This is a genomic window from Providencia sp. PROV272 (assembly GCF_049901975.1).
GTDB classification, from domain to species: Bacteria; Pseudomonadota; Gammaproteobacteria; order Enterobacterales; family Enterobacteriaceae; genus Providencia; species Providencia stuartii.
In genome coordinates, this window is sequence record NZ_CP096291.1 from 1,317,338 (window position 1) to 1,336,111 (window position 18,774).

Consider the following 18,774-nt stretch of genomic DNA (forward strand, 5'->3'; position numbering starts at 1 on the left):
ATCTTTGGTCGGAAGAGCAGGATAGCTTATCAGTAGCTAACCGTCCTTCCATCTAACATGACCGAGCGTTGCACTTATTATCTGAATTCGCGTATAATAATTGCGGTTAATTTTTACTTTTTGCATTAATTTTGTTTGGGCAATGTTAAGGAAATCAACATGGCTGATATCACCCGTCGGGGAGTGTTGACTGGTGCATGGCGTCGCGCCGCACCCGTTATTCGACCGCCATGGAGTCGTAGTGAAGATCATTTCATTGAAAGTTGTACTCGTTGCAACCATTGCCTGACGCATTGTGAAACCTCAATTTTAATATCTGGCCCCGGTGGCTATCCCGTTGTTGATTTTTTGCAAGGGGAGTGCACGTTTTGTTATGCCTGTGCTGCCGCTTGCCCTGAGCCAATATTTCTTCCACAACTCTCCCAACCTTGGGATATTTCCATCTCAATTGCTCAAACCTGTCTGGCATATCGCTCTATTGAATGTCGGCGATGCGAAGACAATTGTGAGCCACAAGTGATCGCGTTTCGCCCATCACTGAGTGGAATTTATCAGCCCAATATTGATAAGCAAGGTTGTACAGGTTGTGGTGCCTGTGTTGCCGGTTGCCCCGTATCAGCCATTACTTTGGAGCATGAAAATGCGCAATAGCTGGCAAGTATGTAGTTTGATTGTACAAGTAAAAAGTGAACAGGCTTGCGCTGTGACGGCAGCTTTAAATCAATTACCCGGTTGTGAGGTGGCTATCAGTTCACCGGAAACAGGCAAATTGATTGTTGTTGTCGAGTCAGAACACAGTCGCACCCTGATTGAGACTATTGATTCAGTACGCAATGTTAATGGTGTGCTGGCTGTTTCGCTGGTTTACCACCAGCAGGATGAGCAATGTGAGGAAAATGATGAAACTCAGTCGTCGTAGCTTCATGAAAGCCAATGCTGTTGCGGCCGCTGCTGCGGCGGCAGGTATTGGCGTTCCGAGTATCGCTAAAGCGGTCGTCGGGCAACAAGAGGCCATCAAATGGGATAAAGCACCTTGCCGCTTCTGTGGTACAGGTTGTGGTGTACTTGTGGGAACGCAAAATGGTCGCATTGTGGCGAGCCAAGGTGACCCAGAAGCGCCAGTTAACCGTGGCTTAAACTGTATTAAAGGCTATTTTTTACCGAAAATCATGTACGGTAAAGATCGCTTGACTCAGCCATTGCTGCGAATGAAAGACGGTGAATATGACAAAAATGGTGAATTTACCCCGGTGACTTGGGAAAAAGCCTTTGATGTCATGGAAGAAAAAGTAAAAACCACATTAAAAGAGCGCGGCCCTGAAGGGATTGGCATGTTCGGTTCAGGCCAATGGACTGTGTGGGAAGGGTATGCTGCATCAAAATTGTTTAAAGGTGGCTTCCGCTCTAACAACTTAGACCCTAACGCACGCCATTGTATGGCCTCAGCGGTTGTTGGTTTCATGCGTACTTTTGGTATGGATGAACCTATGGGCTGTTATGATGACATCGAGCAAGCCGATGCATTTGTGCTTTGGGGTTCGAACATGGCAGAAATGCATCCTATCCTATGGTCACGTATTACCAACCGACGTTTATCTGACCCTAATGTGCGTGTTGCTGTACTCTCCACATTTAAGCATCGTAGCTTTGAGTTAGCTGATAACGGTATTGTCTTTACCCCACAGTCTGACTTAGTGATCCTCAATTATATTGCTAACTATATTATTCAAAATGATGCGGTGAATCAGGAATTCTTCGATAAACACGTTAACTTACGTCGAGGAACAACGGATATCGGTTATGGATTGCGTCCTACTCATCCATTAGAACAAAGTGCTAAAAACCCGGGTTCAGATGCCTCTGTGCCGATGACTTGGGAAGAATATAAGGCCTTTGTGGCTGAATACACATTAGATAAAACCGCTGAAATGACAGGGGTACCGAAAGATCAGCTAGAAGAACTAGCAAAATTGTATGCAGATCCAAACACAAAAGTCGTCTCTTATTGGACAATGGGCTTCAATCAGCATACTCGTGGTGTTTGGGCGAATAACCTCTGTTATAACTTGCACTTACTGACAGGTAAAATTTCTCAGCCGGGTTGTGGTCCGTTCTCATTGACGGGGCAGCCGTCTGCGTGTGGTACTGCTCGTGAAGTCGGTACGTTTGCCCATCGCTTACCTGCCGATATGGTGGTAACGAATGAAAACCACCGCGAAAAAGTAGAGCAAGTTTGGCAACTCCCCGCCGGCACGATCCCAGAAAAAGTTGGCTTACATGCCGTGGCGCAAGACCGTGCATTAAAAGACGGCACGCTTAACTTTTATTGGGTCATGTGTAACAACAACATGCAGGCAGGCCCCAATATTAATCAAGAGCGGATGCCGGGCTGGCGTGACCCACGCAATTTTATTGTTGTTTCTGATCCTTATCCAACCGTGAGTGCTATCGCCGCAGATTTGATTTTGCCAACCGCCATGTGGGTAGAAAAAGAGGGGGCTTACGGGAATGCGGAGCGCCGGACACAATTTTGGCGTCAGCAAGTGAAAGCGCCGGGAGAAGCGAAATCTGACTTATGGCAAATGGTGCAATTTGCCCGTCGCTTTAAAACGGAAGAGGTTTGGCCTGAAGAGTTACTGGCTCAAAAACCGGAGTATCGCGGTAAAACCCTGTATGACGTGCTGTTTGCTAACCAAGCGGTTACCAAGTTCCCGATCACTGAGTTAGCTGAAGATCAGCTCAATGATGAGTCACGCGAATTGTGCTTCTATCTACAAAAAGGGTTATTTGAAGAGTACGCCAGTTTTGGTCGCGGTCATGGTCATGACCTTGCGCCTTTCGATGATTATCACAAAGCACGCGGTATCCGTTGGCCTGTGGTCGATGGCAAAGAGACGCAATGGCGTTACAGCGAAGGCCATGACCCCTATGTCAAAGCCGGTGCGGGTTATCAATTCTACGGTAAGCCAGATGGTAAAGCGGTCATTTTTGCATTGCCGTTCGAACCCGCGGCGGAAGTACCTGATAAAGAATATGACTTATGGCTATCAACGGGGCGTGTGTTGGAGCATTGGCATACCGGCAGTATGACTCGTCGTGTACCAGAACTGCACCGAGCTTTTCCTGAATCACAGGTCTTTATCCATCCTCTAGATGCGAAAGAGAGAGGGTTACGTCGTGGTGATAAGGTAAAAGTGATTTCACGCCGTGGTGAAGTGACCACTATTGTGGAAACACGAGGGCGTAACCGACCACCAAAAGGATTGGTGTATATGGCTTTCTTTGACGCATCTCAGTTAGTTAATAACTTAACGCTGGATGCAACAGACCCACTCTCTAAAGAGACGGATTACAAAAAATGTGCCGTTAAATTGGAAAAGGTGTAATTGCATATGTCCCAGAAACCTAAACCTCAAAATAGTCGTCGCCGTTTCTTACGCGATGCCGTTCGTGCGGCAGGCGGATTGGCGGCGGTTGGTGTGGTACTGGGCTTACAGCAACAAACTTCCCGCGCGAGTGGAATTCGTCTCCGCCCGCCGGGAGCCATTAATGAAAATGCATTTGCGAGTGCGTGTGTTCGTTGTGGGCAGTGCGTACAAGCTTGCCCTTATGACATGTTGAAATTAGCAACATTAGCATCAGGACTGGCAGCGGGAACGCCTTATTTTATTGCGCGAGAAAACCCTTGTGAAATGTGTGAAGAGATCCCGTGCGCCAAAGTGTGCCCGAGTGGTGCACTGGATAAAGAGATTGAGTCTATCAATGACGCACGAATGGGGTTGGCAGTGTTACTTGATCAGGAAAACTGTCTCAATTTTCAAGGGTTGCGCTGTGATGTGTGTTATCGCGTTTGTCCGCTAATTGATGAGGCTATCACGCTGGAGCTTGAGCAAAACCACCGTACGGGTAAGCATGCACGTTTTTTACCAACAGTGCATAGTCAAGTTTGTACGGGATGTGGTAAGTGCGAGCAGGCTTGTGTCCTCGAAGAAGCGGCCATTAAAGTCCTGCCGCTAACGCTTGCGAAAGGTGAATTGGGGCATCACTACCGTTTTGGTTGGCTGGAGGGAAATAATGGCAAATCGTAAACGTGATGCCGGACGCGAAGCGCTGGCGAAAAAGGGCTGGTGGCAGAGCCATAAATGGTTATGGATGCGTCGTATCAGTCAACTATTGGTAATCGCGATGTTTTTGAGTGGACCTTGGTTTGGGGTCTGGATCTTACATGGTAATTACAGTAGCAGTTTATTGTTAGATTCAATCCCGCTCACTGACCCTTTGATCACGTTAGAAAGTCTTGCTAGTGGCTATTTACCTGCTATTTCGACATTAATTGGTGCAGCAATAGTATTGCTAGTTTATGCATTACTTGGAAAACGTATTTTTTGCAGTTGGGTTTGCCCTGTAAACCCTGTTACGGATGCGGCAGCATGGTTACGCCGTAAGCTCGATTTTAATCAATCCGCAACGATCCCTCGTTATATCCGTTATGTGTTGCTTGTGGTGATTTTAATCGGCTCTGCGGTAACAGGGACTTTATTGTGGGAATGGATCAACCCCGTTTCATTAATGGGCCGAAGCCTCATCTTCGGTTTTGGTAGCGGTGCTTTATTGCTGCTCGCCTTATTTTTATTCGATTTACTCGTTGTGGAGCATGGCTGGTGTGGTCACCTTTGTCCTCTCGGTGCCTTATATGGGATCGCCGGTTGTAAAGGGGCACTGATGGTCACAGCGATAAACAAGCAAAATTGTACTCGCTGTATGGATTGCTTTCACATTTGTCCGGAGCCGCAAGTTTTGCGTACCCCGGTTTTAGATAAACAGGCCCCAGCATTCATTTCGGATAAGGACTGCATAACATGCGGTCGTTGTATCGATGTGTGTTCTGAGGATGTTTTTAAAATAACACTACGATGGAGTTCGGGAGCGAAATCATGAAAACCCATGCCCTGATTAAGACAATGAGCCGTTGGATGGCGGTAATAGGACTCGTTGCCTCGAGCCTTGCTTGGGCGACAAATGGCGTTGATCTGTCTAAGTCACCAGAAGTTTCTGGTACTCAAGAAGGTGGCATTCATATTCCTAAAGAGCAGGAAAGAATGGCTTTAAACTATGTGAATCAACCTCCAATGATCCCACATAGCGTTGATGGTTATCAAATTACCACCAATACAAATCGCTGCTTACAATGCCATGGTGTTGAAAGTTATCGAACAACAGGGGCGCCTCGCGTTAGCCCGACACACTTCGTGGATGCTACGGGGAAAGTATTAGGTGGTGTAGCACCAAACCGCTACTTCTGCCTACAGTGCCATGTGCCGCAGTCCGATACTTCACCGATTGTGGAGAACACATTTACCCCATCCAAAGGTTTTGGGAAATAAGAGGCCGACATGGGAAACAATAACGCTAAGCCTGGTGTGATCCGTAGAGTGTGGCAATGGTGGCGACGCCCGAGCCGTTTGGCTTTGGGAACCTTACTATTGATTGGTTTTGTTAGTGGCGTCATTTTTTGGGGCGGCTTTAATACGGGAATGGAAATGGCTAATACTGAAGAATTTTGTATTAGCTGCCATGAGATGCGTGAAAACGTGTATGAAGAGTATATGGAAACGATCCACTACACCAACCGTAGTGGTGTTCGAGCAACCTGTCCTGATTGCCATGTACCTCATGAGTTCGGACCTAAAATGGTCAGAAAGATTAAAGCCAGCAAAGAGCTTTATGGCAAAGTATTCGGCATCATTGATACACCACAAAAATTTGAAGAGCACCGTTTAGCCATGGCGCAAAATGAGTGGCGACGGATGAAAGATAATAACTCTCAGGAGTGCCGTAATTGCCACAATTTTGAATACATGGATTTTACGGCACAAAAAAGCGTGGCAGCCAAAATGCATGATCAGGCCATTGTTGATGGAAAAACCTGTATTGATTGCCATAAAGGGATAGCTCATAAGCTACCTGATATGCGCGAAGTTGAGCCGGGTTTTTAAATGGAAAAGCGTCACTCAGGAAGGTTGATTAAATGGGATCACGCCTGAGAAGCATAGAGGCTAGTCAACAGTTAATGGTTTGACTAGCCTCAGTTTATATTTGTGCTATATCAATAAACCCATTGTTATTACGTGTATTGTATATTGCAGCAGCGCAAAGTTTGCCTGAGATATGATCTGGAGCCTTTAAATATGTGGAAAAAGCTTCACCAACTTGCTATTCCTGCCAATCTCTACCAACTATGTGGGCGGTTGACCCCTTGGTTTATTACCCTGAGCGTGATTTTTTTAGCACTAGGTTGGGGGTGGGGATTCGGATTTGCGCCCGCCGATTATCAGCAAAGTGATAGCTATCGCATTATGTACCTCCATGTTCCAGCAGCAATGTGGTCAATGGGGATCTATGCCATTATGGCGTTCGTCGCTTTTGTTGGTCTTGTTTGGCAAATGAAAGTGGCTGAATTAACGATTGCCGCTATGGCACCTATTGGTGCGGTATTTACCTTTATTGCCTTAGTCACGGGGGCAACGTGGGGCAAACCCATGTGGGGCGCATGGTGGGTATGGGATGCACGTTTAACCTCAGAACTTATTCTCTTTTTTCTGTATGTTGGCATTATCGCGCTTTGGCATGCATTTGATGACCGCCGGACAGCAGGAAAAGCTGCGGCGATCTTAGTCTTAATTGGTGTGATTAATTTACCTATCATCCATTATTCCGTTGAATGGTGGAACACATTACATCAGCCTTCAACGCGAATGCAGCAAAGTATTAACCCTGCAATGCGCACACCTTTGCGTTTGGCTATTTTAGGCTATCTATTTTTATTTATTTCTCTGACGCTGGTGCGTTTACGCAACCAATTATTACTACTGGAGCGTAACCGCTCATGGGTTATGGATATCGTGAATAAGAAGGGGCGTAAATAATGAGTCGTGCATTTGCATCTTGGGCGGATTTTTTTGCAATGGGCGGTTATGCCTTTTATGTCTGGCTGGCAGTTCTATTGACGGTAACACCGCTATTGCTGTTGTGTATTCACACCGTTTTACAACGCAAAATGATTATAAATTCCATCACTGCACAGCAAGCAAGAGAAGCAAGACAGAAAGCAGCACGAGCGCGTCGGGAGGCTGAGTGAATATTCGTCGTAAAAATAGATTATGGCTAGTTTGTTCCATTCTAATTGGTGTGGGGTTAATGGTCGCGCTGCTTTTATATGCACTTCGCTCCAGTATCGACCTATTTTATACCCCCGGTGAGATCATTTATGGGAAGCGAGAAACCCAGCAGATACCTGAAGTTGGCCAACGCTTACGTGTCGGGGGAATGGTGATGCCAGGTACCGTTCAGCGTGATCCGGACTCCCTGAAAGTTACTTTTACGGTGTATGACGCGGAAGCGGAAGTTGATGTGAGCTATGAGGGAATTTTGCCTGATCTTTTTCGAGAAGGGCAAGGGGTAGTTGTCCAAGGAGAGCTGGCTGAAAACCATCATGTCATTGCCAAAGAAGTGCTCGCTAAACACGATGAAAATTATACGCCACCCGAAGTTGAGCAAGCGATGCAGGAAAATCACCGTCGACCTGCCGCGGCTTATAAGGATAACGCACTATGATCCCTGAGGTTGGCAATATACTGCTATGCCTAGCGTTAGGTATTGCAGTATTACTCTCTATCTATCCATTATGGGGCGTATCTCGTCACGATGAGCGCTTAATGCGGGCTTCAAGGTCTCTTGCTTGGCTACTGTTTTTGTGTGTGGCTGGCGCATTTTTAGTGCTAGTCAACGCCTTTGTTATAAATGATTTTTCAATTACTTATGTTGCAAATAACTCCAACACGCAATTACCTGTTTGGTATCGGGTTGCGGCAACATGGGGTGCGCATGAAGGTTCACTGCTGTTGTGGGTGCTATTGATGAGCGGCTGGACGTTTGCGGTTGCATTATGTAGCTACCGCATGCCGCTGGATATTGTTGCTCGTGTTTTAGCAGTAATGGGGATGGTGAGCGTCGGGTTTCTGTTGTTCATCATTTTCACCTCAAACCCCTTTTCGCGCACCTTGCCCTCCTTCCCAATTGAAGGACGTGACTTAAATCCGCTCTTGCAAGATCCCGGCCTGATTTTCCATCCACCATTGCTGTATATGGGGTATGTTGGCTTTTCAGTCGCCTTCGCATTTGCTATCGCGGCGTTGCTTAGTGGCCGGCTGGATAGTTCATTTACCCGTTTCGCTCGCCCTTGGACGATGGCTGCGTGGTTTTTTTTAACGCTCGGCATCATGTTAGGTTCGGCTTGGGCCTATTATGAGCTAGGCTGGGGCGGCTGGTGGTTCTGGGATCCCGTTGAAAATGCGTCGTTTATGCCTTGGTTAGTAGGAACCGCGTTAATTCACTCGCTGGCGGTGACAGAGCAGCGAGCGACATTTAAGGCATGGTCTTTATTGCTATCGATATTTGCGTTTTCACTTTGTTTACTCGGTACTTTCCTCGTACGTTCAGGGGTGCTGGTTTCTGTGCATGCCTTTGCATCTGACCCCTCGAGAGGACTCTTCATTCTCGCCTTTATGGTCTTAGTTATCGGTGGCTCATTGCTGCTGTTTGCCATAAGAGGTCATAAGGTTCGTTCTCGTGTTAATAATGCGCTTTGGTCTCGGGAATCAATGCTACTGGCGAATAACGTCATCCTAACCGCTACAATGCTGGTCGTGTTATTAGGCACCTTACTGCCTTTAGTTCACAAACAAATTGGTTTAGGCAGTATTTCGATTGGTGAGCCCTTCTTTAATACCATGTTTATCGCGCTAATGGTGCCATTCGCACTCTTACTGGGGATTGGGCCTCTAGTGCGTTGGGGGAGAGACCGCCCCGCAGCGATTAGAAAATTACTCTTAATGGCCTTGCTCGTGACCTTGATATTGTCATGCCTACTGCCATGGCTAATGCAAGATAGATTAGAAGCGTTGACCGTGCTTGGTTTAATGATGGCTTGCTGGATAGCATTACTGGCGTTCGCCGAAATGTGTGTACGTATTAGTAAAAAAATCAAGCTCACACCAAGTTATTGGGGAATGGTACTTGCACATTTAGGTTTAGCAGTAACCATTGTGGGGATTGCCTTTAGTCAAAATTACAGCATTGAACGTGATGCCAAAATGAAGCCCGGTGAAAGTGTGGTTATTCGTGATTATACCTTTGTCTTTAATGGGGTACATGAAGCGAATGGCCCGAATTATCAGGGTGTGATAGGGAATATTGACGTTAAGAAAAATGGTGAATTACTCACTAAATTACAGCCTGAAAAACGTTTTTATAGCACCAGCCGTGCCGTGATGACCGAAGCGGCTATCGATGGGGGAATAACCCGAGATTTGTATGCTGCATTAGGAGAAGAGGTCGGTAAAGAGGTATGGACTATGCGCCTTTACTACAAACCTTTTGTGCGCTGGATTTGGTCGGGAGGCATTTTAATGGCTGCTGGAGCGCTATGCTGCCTATTTGATCCGCGCTATCGTCGCCGTAAACCCGTGCAGGAGGCTGCATGAAACGCAAAGTTTTCTTGATCCCTTTTATTATTTTCGCTGCTATTGCCGCCGTTTTGTTATGGCAATTGATGCGTAATGCCGAAGGGGATGACCCTCGTTTACTTGAATCTGCATTAGTGGGTAAACCGGTGCCTGTGTTCCGTTTAGAGTCACTTGAAAACCCCGGTCAACATTATGAGTCAAATGTGTTGATTCAAGGGAAACCTATCCTCTTAAATGTTTGGGCGACATGGTGCCCTACTTGTCGCGCTGAACATAAATACCTCAATCAGCTTGCTGCTGAAGGTGTACGCGTGGTGGGGTTAAACTATAAGGATGATCGCAATAAGGCGATTGTTTGGTTGCGCGAACTTGGTAACCCTTATGCTTTAAGTCTTTTTGATGGTGAGGGCATGTTAGGCCTTGATCTGGGCGTTTATGGGGCTCCTGAAACCTTCTTAATCGATGGCAATGGGATTATTCGTTATCGGCATGCAGGCGCAATGGATGAGCATGTCTGGAATAAGGAAGTGAAACCATTATGGGAACGCTATAGCAAGGAGGCCAGCCAATGAAATATGTTATTGGTTTGCTGATGCTAGCGGTTAGTGCAAGTAGTGCTTTTGCGGCGACTGAAGTTTTTACCTTTGATAATGAGCAGCAAGAGCAGCAATTTCGTAAGTTAACAGAAGAGTTACGTTGCCCGAAGTGCCAAAACAATAGCATTGCAGATTCAAACTCAATGATTGCTTTAGATTTACGGCAAAAAGTGTATGAGTTGATGAAAGAAGGCAAGAGCCGCGATGAAATCGTTGACTATATGGTGGCACGTTACGGCTATTTTGTGACGTACAATCCTCCATTGACGCCATTAACGGCCATCTTATGGGGATTACCTTTTGCAGCCATGATTGTCGGTGGGTGGATCATTTACGCACGTACTAAAAAACGTGTTCGCATAAAACAAGATGTTCCAAATGATCAGCAACATACCGCTTCAATAAAGCCAACGCGCTCAACTGGGTGGGTGTATGTCCCGGGGGTGATCATGGCTTTCGGAATTGGGGCCGCGGCTTATTATCAGGTAGGCAGTTATGGCAAAGTTGCAGATTGGCATTTAGCTTACCAACAGGCGCCAGCGTTGCTTGACAGAGCGTTAGATCCCTCAGAGCCACCACTTAATCTTGAAGAAATGGAGCGCCTTGCGTTAGGTTTACGTACTCGTTTGCAGGATGAGCCTCAAAATGCCGATGCATGGGTGATGCTAGGTCGGATTGGCATGGTATTAAATAATGCCACGATGGCGACAGATGCTTATGAGCGGGCTTATCGACTCAAGCCGAATGATGATAACGTGGCGCTAGGGTATGCCGAAGTGTTAACGCGTTCGTCTGATCCAGAAGATAATCGCATTGGTGGTGAGTTATTGCGTAAGCTGATTGCTGAAAATAGGACCAATGTTAAGGCATTAAGCATGTTTGCTTTTAATGCATTTGAGCAGGCTCGTTATGCAGAAGCCATCTCAGCTTGGCAGATGATGCTGCAATTATTACCTGAAAATGATCAGCGACGAACAGTCATTGAGCGCAGTATTGAACAAGCATTGATGATGGTGCATGAGAAAAAAACAGTTCAATAGTGGGTTGTTAACTGATTCAAAGCACTAAAACGGGAGCAATCGCTCCCGTTTTTATATTCTGCGTACCATTTTTTGATTTTATTTTTCTCGATACGTTTTATTTAAATGGTGGTCATTTTTAGTTTGAATCGATTCAATATTGAAATTAGGCGATTAAAATTGAAAAATAAGTAATTTATTTATTTGAAATCCTTTATAGTTAATTATTAATGATAAATTAACTTGGTTCCTTGTAAGCTATTGAAGTTAATATTTAATTTTATTTAATCTTATGATTGTTTTATAAGTAATATAATTACTATTTTATGATTAAATTAAATGATGATTAGATTACTTAATGCTTTCCTATTTTGTTTTGCATTAAAAACTAAATTTACCTTAACGTAATATGCTTTTGCTTTTTTTTGTTTTAGCTTTTGTGTTTTTTGCTTTTTTTTGCTTTGCATTGGGAACATATGATTATTATCACATTAAAATAACATTATCTAATTTAGAGTAAATGCCATGAGGTAAAATGGCATGAAAGCAGAACGACATAAAAAAATAATTAATTTTTTAAAAAACGCAGGCTCAGCAAAAGTTTCTGTTTTATCGAAAGAACTGAATGTCACAAAAGAAACCATTAGAGCAGATTTAAATTCTTTGGCAAAAAAAGGAATTATTAACCGTTGCCATGGTGGCGCATTCATTGAATTTGAATCCCTAGATAAGGTTGCTAAAAAAGAAATTATACAGTTTCTGGAATGTAACGATAGCCTTAATGAAATAACCAATAAGGATGATTCAGTGAACGGCAAAGTTTGTGTATTAGGTTCATTTAATGTTGATATGATTAGTTATTTGCCTCGATTACCAGAGGCAGGCGAATCATTATTATCAAACAAATTTATTTTTTCACCAGGTGGCAAAGGTTGCAATCAGGCTTTAGCTGCAAGTTATTCAGACTCACAAGTCCATTTTATTACTAAAATTGGCACTGACCAATTTAGTGATTATGCGGTGAATTTTATTTCATCATCAAAAATTAAGACATCAACAATTTACCAAACTGAAAAGTTCCAAACGGGTACAGCATCAATTTTCGTGTCAGAAAATAGTGGCGAAAACATTATCTCCATATATCCTGGCTCAAATATGGATATCAGTGCTGATGAGGTAAAAATTCAAAAAGATAAAATTATTAATTCGAATATTATCTTGCTACAACTTGAGACAAATATTGAAGCCTTAAGGGAAATTATATCGATAGGTAATGAGTATAATATACCGATTATTTTAAACCCTGCACCTTATAGTGATATTGCTATCGAACTACTTGAAAAAGTCGATATTTTAACGCCGAATGAAACGGAAGCCAGTTTGCTATCCGGAGTGAATGTTGTGGATATGGAGTCGGCTAAAAAAGCAGCCGACGTCATCTATCATAAAGGTGTTAAAAAGGTTGTGATCACATTAGGAAGTAAAGGCTCTATTGCTTACGATGGCAATAAATTTATTTACTCACCGGCCTACACAGCGGTGGTCAAAAATACGGCTGGCGCTGGGGATGCTTTCAATGGCGCATTGGCGGCCTCATTAGCAAAAGGTAAGCAATTTTCGTATGCGTTGCGTTATGCTTCGGCATTTTCATCGCTTGCGGTAGAAACGAGCAAAGCTTCAGAAATGCCTGAAGATATTAACGTGATATATCGTATTAACCAAACAACCTACTCTCAGGTTGTCACTCAATCCCCTGAATAATTCATATTCTGAAAGAGGAATAAAAATGAAAATTTTATTTATTGGTGAGTCATGGCACATTCATATGATTCATACTAAAGGCTACGACAGTTTTACTTCGAGTAAATATGAAGAGGGTGCAACATTTTTATTAGATTGCTTAAGAAATAAAAATGTTGAAATTGATTATATGCCTGCTCATACCGTTCAAATGGCATTTCCTAAAACGGTAGAAGAGTTAGAGAAATATGATGTCGTTGTCATTAGCGATATTGGTGCAAATACTTTCTTACTGCAAAACGATACTTTTTATAATATGAAAGTATTACCAAATGCACTGCAATTAATTAAGCAGTATGTCATTAATGGCGGTGGATTATTAATGATTGGTGGCTATCTATCCTTTATGGGAATTGAGGCTAAAGCGAATTATAAAAATACATTATTAGCAGATGTATTACCGGTAGAAATGCTTGATGGTGATGATCGTGTTGAAACACCTGAAGGTATTTTTGCAGTACCAGTCAATGCAGAACATGAATCCGTTAAAGGATTTGGACAATGGCCAATGTTTTTAGGCTATAACAAAGTTAAAGCTAAAGAAAATACAGAAACTGTTTTAAATATTGGCGAAGATCCTCTATTAGTCTTTGGTCAATATGAAAAGGGTAAAACAGCCTGCTTTATGAGTGATTGCTCGCCACACTGGGGAAGTAAAGAATTTATGGCTTGGGAACATTACTCTGACATGTGGGTAAATATCCTAAAACAGATCGCTCGTTAATTCAGTTATTGTCAAAAGTAAAATATCAAAAATAAGAAATTAAGTGTGGGGAATTTCCCCCGCACTTTGTACTCCGATTACAAAAATAATGACTCATAGTCAAAAAATCCAAAAGGAATATTTTATGAGTGCAAAAAGTTATTCTACACCATTACTGATGATAGCGACGGTTTTAGCCGGGATGTTATCGCCAATGCAATCTGCCGTTAATGGGCAGCTCGGGGATGTATTAAAAGATGGCAACGCAAGTGCGGTAATTTCGTTTGCTAGCGGTCTTGTCGTCATGTTTTTTATTATCATAGCGAAAAAACAGACTCGTCAGCAATTTGCCTCTATTCCAAGTTTAATTAAACAACGTAAAATTCCATTGTGGAACTGGTTTGCAGGCCTTTGTGGCGCAATGGTGGTTTTCTCTGAAGGGGCTTCTGCCAGTGCACTAGGGATTGCCACTTTCCAAACCGCATTGATATCGGCGCTATTATTATCAGGCCTATTGTGTGACCGTTTCGGTATTGGTATCGATGAGAAAAAACCGTTCACCCTTTTTCGCGTATTAGGCGCTGTTTTTGCCGTGGTAGCCACCTTATTTGTGGTGTCTCCACAATGGCACTCTACCTCTGCTATCTATTTAGCCATTCTTCCTTTCTTAGCGGGTCTATTAGCGGGTTGGCAACCAGCGGGTAACTCTAAAGTGGCAGAAGCGACAGGTTCAATGATGGTATCTATCACATGGAACTTCATTGTCGGCTTCACGGTTTTGACTGTCGCTTTGGTGATCCGTATGGCTCTTGGTCACATTACTCTTGAATTACCGGGGGTGTGGTGGATGTATCTCGGTGGTCCATTAGGGCTAATGTCTATTGCGTTAATGGCAATCTTAGTTCGTGGATTAGGGCTGTTAATGCTCGGAGTTGCATCAACAGCAGGGCAATTACTGGGTTCAGTTCTGATTGATTTACTCTTGCCATCATTGGGTAACACTGTCTATCTGGTCACGATTATTGGCACACTGTTTGCGCTGGTTGGTGCAATTATCACAACAATTCCTGAGTTTAGAGAAGCAAAAGCTGTGAAAACGGCGGGAGTGTAAAATGAAAGGTTATATTCAGACTGTCACTGGGCCAGTTAAAAAAGAAGATATGGGTTTAACCCTACCACATGAGCATTTGTTTAACGATCTCTCTACCGTTGTCGATGAACCTTTTTACGATTTCTCGCATGTGTTGGTCGATAAAAAAGTCAGTGCAGATATTCAATGGGGGCTAAAACACGATCCTTATTGCTGCTGTGACAATATGGATAAAAAACCTATCGACGATGTGATTTATGAAGTGAATAACTTTAAGGAGCTTGGCGGTAAAACGCTTGTTGATGCGACAGGCTCCGAAGCAATTGGTCGAGATGTTCGTCAATTGCGAGAAGTGTCCATTAAAACAGGTATTAATGTCGTTGCCTCATCAGGCTTATATATCGAAAAATTTGAAGGCGAGCGCCTAGTAAAAAGTATCGATGAAATGGCGAAAATGATTGATGACGAATTGAATATTGGTATTGATGGCACTGATATTCGAGCGGGGATGATTGGCGAAATTGGGGTTTCTCCATTTTTTACGGAAGGGGAAAAAAATAGCCTTAGAGCCGCATCCGTCGCTCAGCTTGCCAATGATCATGTCTCAATGAATATCCATATGCCAGGTTGGCAACGTCGTGGTGATGAAGTATTGGATATTTTAATCAAAGAGATGGGCGTTAATCCCGCTAAGATCTCATTAGCGCACTCAGACCCATCAGGAAAGGATATCGATTATCAGCGTCGTATGTTAGACAGAGGCGTATGGCTTGAGTTCGATATGATAGGGCTTGATATTTCATTCCCTAAAGAAGGGGTTGCACCAACCGTTACAGAAACCGTTGATGCGGTTTATAAGTTGATAGAGCTGGGATATAGCAATCAGATCGTTTTGAGTCACGATGTGTTCTTAAAACAGATGTGGGCAAAAAATGGCGGAAATGGATGGGGCTTTGTACCGAATGTTTTTCTATCGCTTCTGGCGAAGAAAGGCGTCGATCAAGCTACCCTTGACCGCTTATGTATCGATAACCCAGCTAACTTATTAGCTTAATAAATAATCTCCCCTTGTTTTTTTCTGTTCGATTTTGCGGTGATAGCTAAGCTATTGCCGCTTTTTGTTTTTTTATGGGGCGTGAAAGCAAAAGGGCTTTTTGTCGATAATTCCCGTTTTACTATTTTTTATTATTGAGAATGCTATTGGTGGATATGACTTATAAAAATAATATTTCGAATGGTTTTTATTTCAGGTGAATGTAATGGAAATTACGCCAATATAATGGTGCCAAATTGTTCTATTTGAATATAGAGGGAATGTAGGCCAAGTAACATTATTGACAAAAAACGATAACAACGATGATGTAAATGAGATACACTTTCGCGCATTAAAATAACAATAGATATTACGGAAAAATGTTGCACCTGCATGATAGATTAAGACAATTTGCAGCCTATCTTGCGCTACTTGCAGTAGCAATGCTGTTTATTGCACCATTGGTCTCAAAGTCAATGATGCAAATGGCTGATTGTTCTTCAATGGAAAATATGGCACCACACGTGATGCATCATTCGCATCAAGGTGCTCTATTGCCTGAAGAATGCCATTCTAACGGCATGATGAATCATCTGTTAATGTCGGGAGTCGGACTATCGCCGATGGAAGACATTGCCTGTGGCTATTGCCAGTTGTTGATCCATTTTCCATTTATCATTCTATTTATTGCCATTGCAATTCGCCAATTGGCAACGCTGACGACGCGGATCCCCCTTGAGCCTTGTATTCATCCATATTTGTTTCGGCCTTGGTCTCTGCGTTTTGCGCGCGCTCCTCCGTCTCTCTTTTCTTATTAATTATTGATCATTTTAAATTCACAATGTTGCATTTGCCGTATTGAGTGCAAAGGGCTTCGCCTGCTCTCTATCTTGAATTTGATTATCGAATTCAGGCGGCATGGCTACGTCATAAAGAAAAGAATTAGGCAAAATAATGAACAAAGAAAAATGTGTAATCGCACCACTGACACTTTTAGTAACGACCGCGATATTGTCGAATAGCGCAGTCGCTGAGGCAGAGAATCAAAGTCAATTTTCAGAACACTCAGTGATGATAGTCACTGCCCCCGTTGATTCACCATTAACTATCAGCACCTCACCAAAAACACCTAGACAGCCAGTGCCGGCGAGTGATGGTTCTGATTATTTGAAAACGATCCCCGGCTTCTCGCAAATTCGTAATGGCGGCACGAACGGTGACCCCGTTTTTCGTGGCATGTTTGGCTCTCGCTTACGGATTTTAACTAATGATAGTGAGATGTTAGGCGCTTGCCCATCTCGCATGGATGCCCCAACCTCTTATATTTCGCCAGAAAACTTCGACCTATTAACGATGATCAAAGGGCCTCAGTCAGTTCTTTGGGGACCAGGTAACTCGGCAGGTACAATTCGTTTTGAGCGTGAAAAACCCATTTTTGATAAAGCGGGTGTTCAGGGGAATGCAAGTGCGTTAACGGCCTCTAATCAGCGTTGGGATGCGAATGCAGATGTCAGTATGGGGAATGAAAAAGGTTATTTACGCTTAATAGGTAATAAATCTCGCTCTAATGATTATAAAGATGGAGATGGTAAGAAAGTGCCATCAAAGTGGGATAAATGGAATGCGGATGTTGCTGTAGGCTGGACGCCAGATGAATACACGTTACTTGAGCTTACCGCGGGGAAAGGGGATGGTGAAGCTCGCTATGCAGGTCGTGGAATGGATGGCTCGCAATTCAAACGCGAAAGTCTAGGTGTGCGTTTTGAAAAGACAAATATTGGCACAGTGCTTGATAAGCTAGAAGCGAATATGTACTACAACTATGCCGACCATATTATGGATAACTATTCATTACGTGACACAAGTGGCTCAATGGGGGGCGGCTCTGGTCATATGGGGCATATGATGGGCGGTGGTCATGGCATGATGAATATGCCAATGAAAATGCGTGTTGATCGTAAAACGGTGGGTGGCCGAGTTATGGGAACTTGGTTATGGAACGATTACGAATTACGTGCAGGGGCCGATATGCAAACTAATACTCACCGTAAGGAGAGCAATAACCACTGGAATAAGGATGCAACATTCCAAGATTATGGGCTGTTTGGTGAGTTAACGTGGAATGCAAATGCGCATGGGAAAGTCGTTACAGGTGCGCGTGCCGATAGGGTATTAGTGGATAATGAGACCGCGGTAGGGTCATCGGGGCGCAATACTGTGATGCCAGCAGGGTTTGTGCGTTATGAGCATTCGCTTTCTGATATGCCTGTCATGCTGTATGCCGGTGTCGGTTACACTGAGCGTTTCCCTGATTATTGGGAGTTATTTTCACCAACCTACGGCCCTGATGGAACAAGCAATGTGTTCGACCATTTAAAAACGGAAAAAACGACCCAGTTAGATATCGGTGCAAAATATAGCAATGATAAAACTAACGCATGGGTTTCCGCTTATATTGGGCGAGTCGATGATTTTATCCTATTCCGTTATAACCCACATAATTCGCGACAAAGTCAAGTTGAAAACGTGAATGCGATGATCATGGGGGGAGAAATGGGCGTCGCCTATAAGCTCAGTGATGCGTGGAAAGCGGATGCAAGTCTCGCTTATTCTTGGGGGGAAAACCGCAGTGATAGGCAACCATTACCGCAGATGCCGCCATTAGAAACCCGTTTTGGTTTATCTTGGGAAAAGAATGATTGGACGGCAACAGGGCTAATGCGTATTGTCAGTAGCCAACATCGTGTGGCGATTAATGATGGTAACGTAGTCGGGAAAGACTTCGGTAGCAGTGCTGGTTTCACGATTTTCTCCGTTAATACCGCTTATCGGGTGAATGATCATGTTAAGTTAAGTGCTGGTGTTGATAACCTATTTGATAGAAATTATAGCGAACACCTAAACTTAGCGGGTAATAGTGGGTTTGGTTATTCCTCTAATCAACCCGTGAATGAGCCGGGCAGAACGTTTTGGGCGAAATTGAACTTAACTTTCTAACGAGAAGCGGTT

19 protein-coding genes are annotated in these 18,774 nt (G+C 43.7%); all 19 read left to right on the top strand.

Translation table 11 applies throughout. The features are described 5' to 3' along the window. Nucleotides 1-159: 159 nt before the first annotated feature. Complete coding sequence (gene napF, locus M1E93_RS05900; RefSeq protein ID WP_004922221.1) at nucleotides 160-651, top strand: ferredoxin-type protein NapF; 492 nt, start codon at nucleotides 160-162, stop codon at nucleotides 649-651. Then, nucleotides 641-919 carry a chaperone NapD gene (gene napD, locus M1E93_RS05905; RefSeq protein WP_014656456.1) on the top strand — a complete coding sequence of 93 codons (279 nt, stop codon included), beginning with the start codon at nucleotides 641-643 and terminating at the stop codon, nucleotides 917-919. The genes napF and napD overlap by 11 nt, the downstream gene beginning before the upstream one ends. Beyond that, nucleotides 900-3,386, top strand: coding sequence for a nitrate reductase catalytic subunit NapA (napA, locus tag M1E93_RS05910; protein WP_426207277.1), 2,487 nt, complete (start codon nucleotides 900-902; stop codon nucleotides 3,384-3,386). Before napD ends, napA begins: the two co-directional genes overlap by 20 nt. 6 nt (nucleotides 3,387-3,392) lie before the next feature. Next, on the top strand, nucleotides 3,393-4,088 hold the full coding sequence (gene napG / locus M1E93_RS05915) for a ferredoxin-type protein NapG (RefSeq protein ID WP_318557210.1): 696 nt from the start codon (nucleotides 3,393-3,395) through the stop codon (nucleotides 4,086-4,088). After that, nucleotides 4,075-4,938, top strand: coding sequence for a quinol dehydrogenase ferredoxin subunit NapH (gene napH / locus M1E93_RS05920; RefSeq protein ID WP_004922205.1), 864 nt, complete (start codon nucleotides 4,075-4,077; stop codon nucleotides 4,936-4,938). The genes napG and napH overlap by 14 nt, the downstream gene beginning before the upstream one ends. Beyond that, nucleotides 4,935-5,384, top strand: a complete 450-nt coding sequence (napB, locus tag M1E93_RS05925; protein WP_004922202.1) for a nitrate reductase cytochrome c-type subunit — start codon at nucleotides 4,935-4,937, stop codon at nucleotides 5,382-5,384. Before napH ends, napB begins: the two co-directional genes overlap by 4 nt. Nucleotides 5,385-5,393: 9 nt before the next feature. Then, nucleotides 5,394-5,996, top strand: a complete 603-nt coding sequence (napC, locus tag M1E93_RS05930) for a cytochrome c-type protein NapC (RefSeq protein ID WP_004922200.1) — start codon at nucleotides 5,394-5,396, stop codon at nucleotides 5,994-5,996. Nucleotides 5,997-6,188: 192 nt separating this feature from the next. After that, nucleotides 6,189-6,926, top strand: coding sequence for a heme ABC transporter permease (locus M1E93_RS05935; RefSeq protein WP_121875052.1), 738 nt, complete (start codon nucleotides 6,189-6,191; stop codon nucleotides 6,924-6,926). Continuing rightward, complete coding sequence (ccmD, locus tag M1E93_RS05940; RefSeq protein WP_004922193.1) at nucleotides 6,926-7,138, top strand: heme exporter protein CcmD; 213 nt, start codon at nucleotides 6,926-6,928, stop codon at nucleotides 7,136-7,138. The genes M1E93_RS05935 and ccmD overlap by 1 nt, the downstream gene beginning before the upstream one ends. Beyond that, on the top strand, nucleotides 7,135-7,614 hold the full coding sequence (gene ccmE / locus M1E93_RS05945) for a cytochrome c maturation protein CcmE (protein ID WP_036941240.1): 480 nt from the start codon (nucleotides 7,135-7,137) through the stop codon (nucleotides 7,612-7,614). Before ccmD ends, ccmE begins: the two co-directional genes overlap by 4 nt. Then, nucleotides 7,611-9,542, top strand: a complete 1,932-nt coding sequence (locus M1E93_RS05950) for a heme lyase CcmF/NrfE family subunit (protein WP_426207196.1) — start codon at nucleotides 7,611-7,613, stop codon at nucleotides 9,540-9,542. Before ccmE ends, M1E93_RS05950 begins: the two co-directional genes overlap by 4 nt. Then, nucleotides 9,539-10,096 carry a thiol:disulfide interchange protein DsbE gene (dsbE, locus tag M1E93_RS05955; RefSeq protein WP_004922181.1) on the top strand — a complete coding sequence of 186 codons (558 nt, stop codon included), beginning with the start codon at nucleotides 9,539-9,541 and terminating at the stop codon, nucleotides 10,094-10,096. Before M1E93_RS05950 ends, dsbE begins: the two co-directional genes overlap by 4 nt. Continuing rightward, nucleotides 10,093-11,160, top strand: a complete 1,068-nt coding sequence (locus M1E93_RS05960; protein ID WP_040132251.1) for a cytochrome c-type biogenesis protein CcmH — start codon at nucleotides 10,093-10,095, stop codon at nucleotides 11,158-11,160. The genes dsbE and M1E93_RS05960 overlap by 4 nt, the downstream gene beginning before the upstream one ends. A gap of 519 nt (nucleotides 11,161-11,679) precedes the next feature. Further along, entirely contained in the window at nucleotides 11,680-12,900 is a 1,221-nt protein-coding gene (locus M1E93_RS05965) for a PfkB family carbohydrate kinase (protein WP_004922173.1), read from the top strand. Next, nucleotides 12,893-13,663, top strand: coding sequence for a glutamine amidotransferase (locus M1E93_RS05970; RefSeq protein ID WP_376738360.1), 771 nt, complete (start codon nucleotides 12,893-12,895; stop codon nucleotides 13,661-13,663). The genes M1E93_RS05965 and M1E93_RS05970 overlap by 8 nt, the downstream gene beginning before the upstream one ends. A gap of 124 nt (nucleotides 13,664-13,787) precedes the next feature. Continuing rightward, complete coding sequence (locus M1E93_RS05975) at nucleotides 13,788-14,753, top strand: DMT family transporter (protein ID WP_036941236.1); 966 nt, start codon at nucleotides 13,788-13,790, stop codon at nucleotides 14,751-14,753. A gap of 1 nt (nucleotide 14,754) precedes the next feature. Then, nucleotides 14,755-15,786, top strand: a complete 1,032-nt coding sequence (locus tag M1E93_RS05980; RefSeq protein ID WP_004922160.1) for a phosphotriesterase family protein — start codon at nucleotides 14,755-14,757, stop codon at nucleotides 15,784-15,786. A 362-nt stretch (nucleotides 15,787-16,148) separates the two neighbouring features. After that, entirely contained in the window at nucleotides 16,149-16,583 is a 435-nt protein-coding gene (locus M1E93_RS05985) for a DUF2946 family protein (RefSeq protein ID WP_014656445.1), read from the top strand. A gap of 136 nt (nucleotides 16,584-16,719) precedes the next feature. Beyond that, nucleotides 16,720-18,762, top strand: a complete 2,043-nt coding sequence (locus M1E93_RS05990; RefSeq protein ID WP_014656444.1) for a TonB-dependent copper receptor — start codon at nucleotides 16,720-16,722, stop codon at nucleotides 18,760-18,762. Nucleotides 18,763-18,774 lie beyond the last annotated feature (12 nt).

What these genes read in the sequence shown, in the direction of transcription:
- napA (WP_426207277.1), top strand. Translation starts at nt 900, where the DNA reads ATGAAACTCAGTCGTCGTAGCTTCATGAAAGCCAATGCTGTTGCGGCC.
- M1E93_RS05960 (WP_040132251.1), top strand. Translation starts at nt 10,093, where the DNA reads ATGAAATATGTTATTGGTTTGCTGATGCTAGCGGTTAGTGCAAGTAGT.
- M1E93_RS05980 (WP_004922160.1), top strand. Translation starts at nt 14,755, where the DNA reads ATGAAAGGTTATATTCAGACTGTCACTGGGCCAGTTAAAAAAGAAGAT.
- M1E93_RS05990 (WP_014656444.1), top strand. Translation starts at nt 16,720, where the DNA reads ATGAACAAAGAAAAATGTGTAATCGCACCACTGACACTTTTAGTAACG.
- napB (WP_004922202.1), top strand. Translation starts at nt 4,935, where the DNA reads ATGAAAACCCATGCCCTGATTAAGACAATGAGCCGTTGGATGGCGGTA.
- napG (WP_318557210.1), top strand. Translation starts at nt 3,393, where the DNA reads ATGTCCCAGAAACCTAAACCTCAAAATAGTCGTCGCCGTTTCTTACGC.
- napD (WP_014656456.1), top strand. Translation starts at nt 641, where the DNA reads ATGCGCAATAGCTGGCAAGTATGTAGTTTGATTGTACAAGTAAAAAGT.
- napH (WP_004922205.1), top strand. Translation starts at nt 4,075, where the DNA reads ATGGCAAATCGTAAACGTGATGCCGGACGCGAAGCGCTGGCGAAAAAG.
- M1E93_RS05965 (WP_004922173.1), top strand. Translation starts at nt 11,680, where the DNA reads ATGAAAGCAGAACGACATAAAAAAATAATTAATTTTTTAAAAAACGCA.
- M1E93_RS05950 (WP_426207196.1), top strand. Translation starts at nt 7,611, where the DNA reads ATGATCCCTGAGGTTGGCAATATACTGCTATGCCTAGCGTTAGGTATT.
- M1E93_RS05975 (WP_036941236.1), top strand. Translation starts at nt 13,788, where the DNA reads ATGAGTGCAAAAAGTTATTCTACACCATTACTGATGATAGCGACGGTT.
- M1E93_RS05935 (WP_121875052.1), top strand. Translation starts at nt 6,189, where the DNA reads ATGTGGAAAAAGCTTCACCAACTTGCTATTCCTGCCAATCTCTACCAA.
- ccmD (WP_004922193.1), top strand. Translation starts at nt 6,926, where the DNA reads ATGAGTCGTGCATTTGCATCTTGGGCGGATTTTTTTGCAATGGGCGGT.
- dsbE (WP_004922181.1), top strand. Translation starts at nt 9,539, where the DNA reads ATGAAACGCAAAGTTTTCTTGATCCCTTTTATTATTTTCGCTGCTATT.
- napF (WP_004922221.1), top strand. Translation starts at nt 160, where the DNA reads ATGGCTGATATCACCCGTCGGGGAGTGTTGACTGGTGCATGGCGTCGC.
- napC (WP_004922200.1), top strand. Translation starts at nt 5,394, where the DNA reads ATGGGAAACAATAACGCTAAGCCTGGTGTGATCCGTAGAGTGTGGCAA.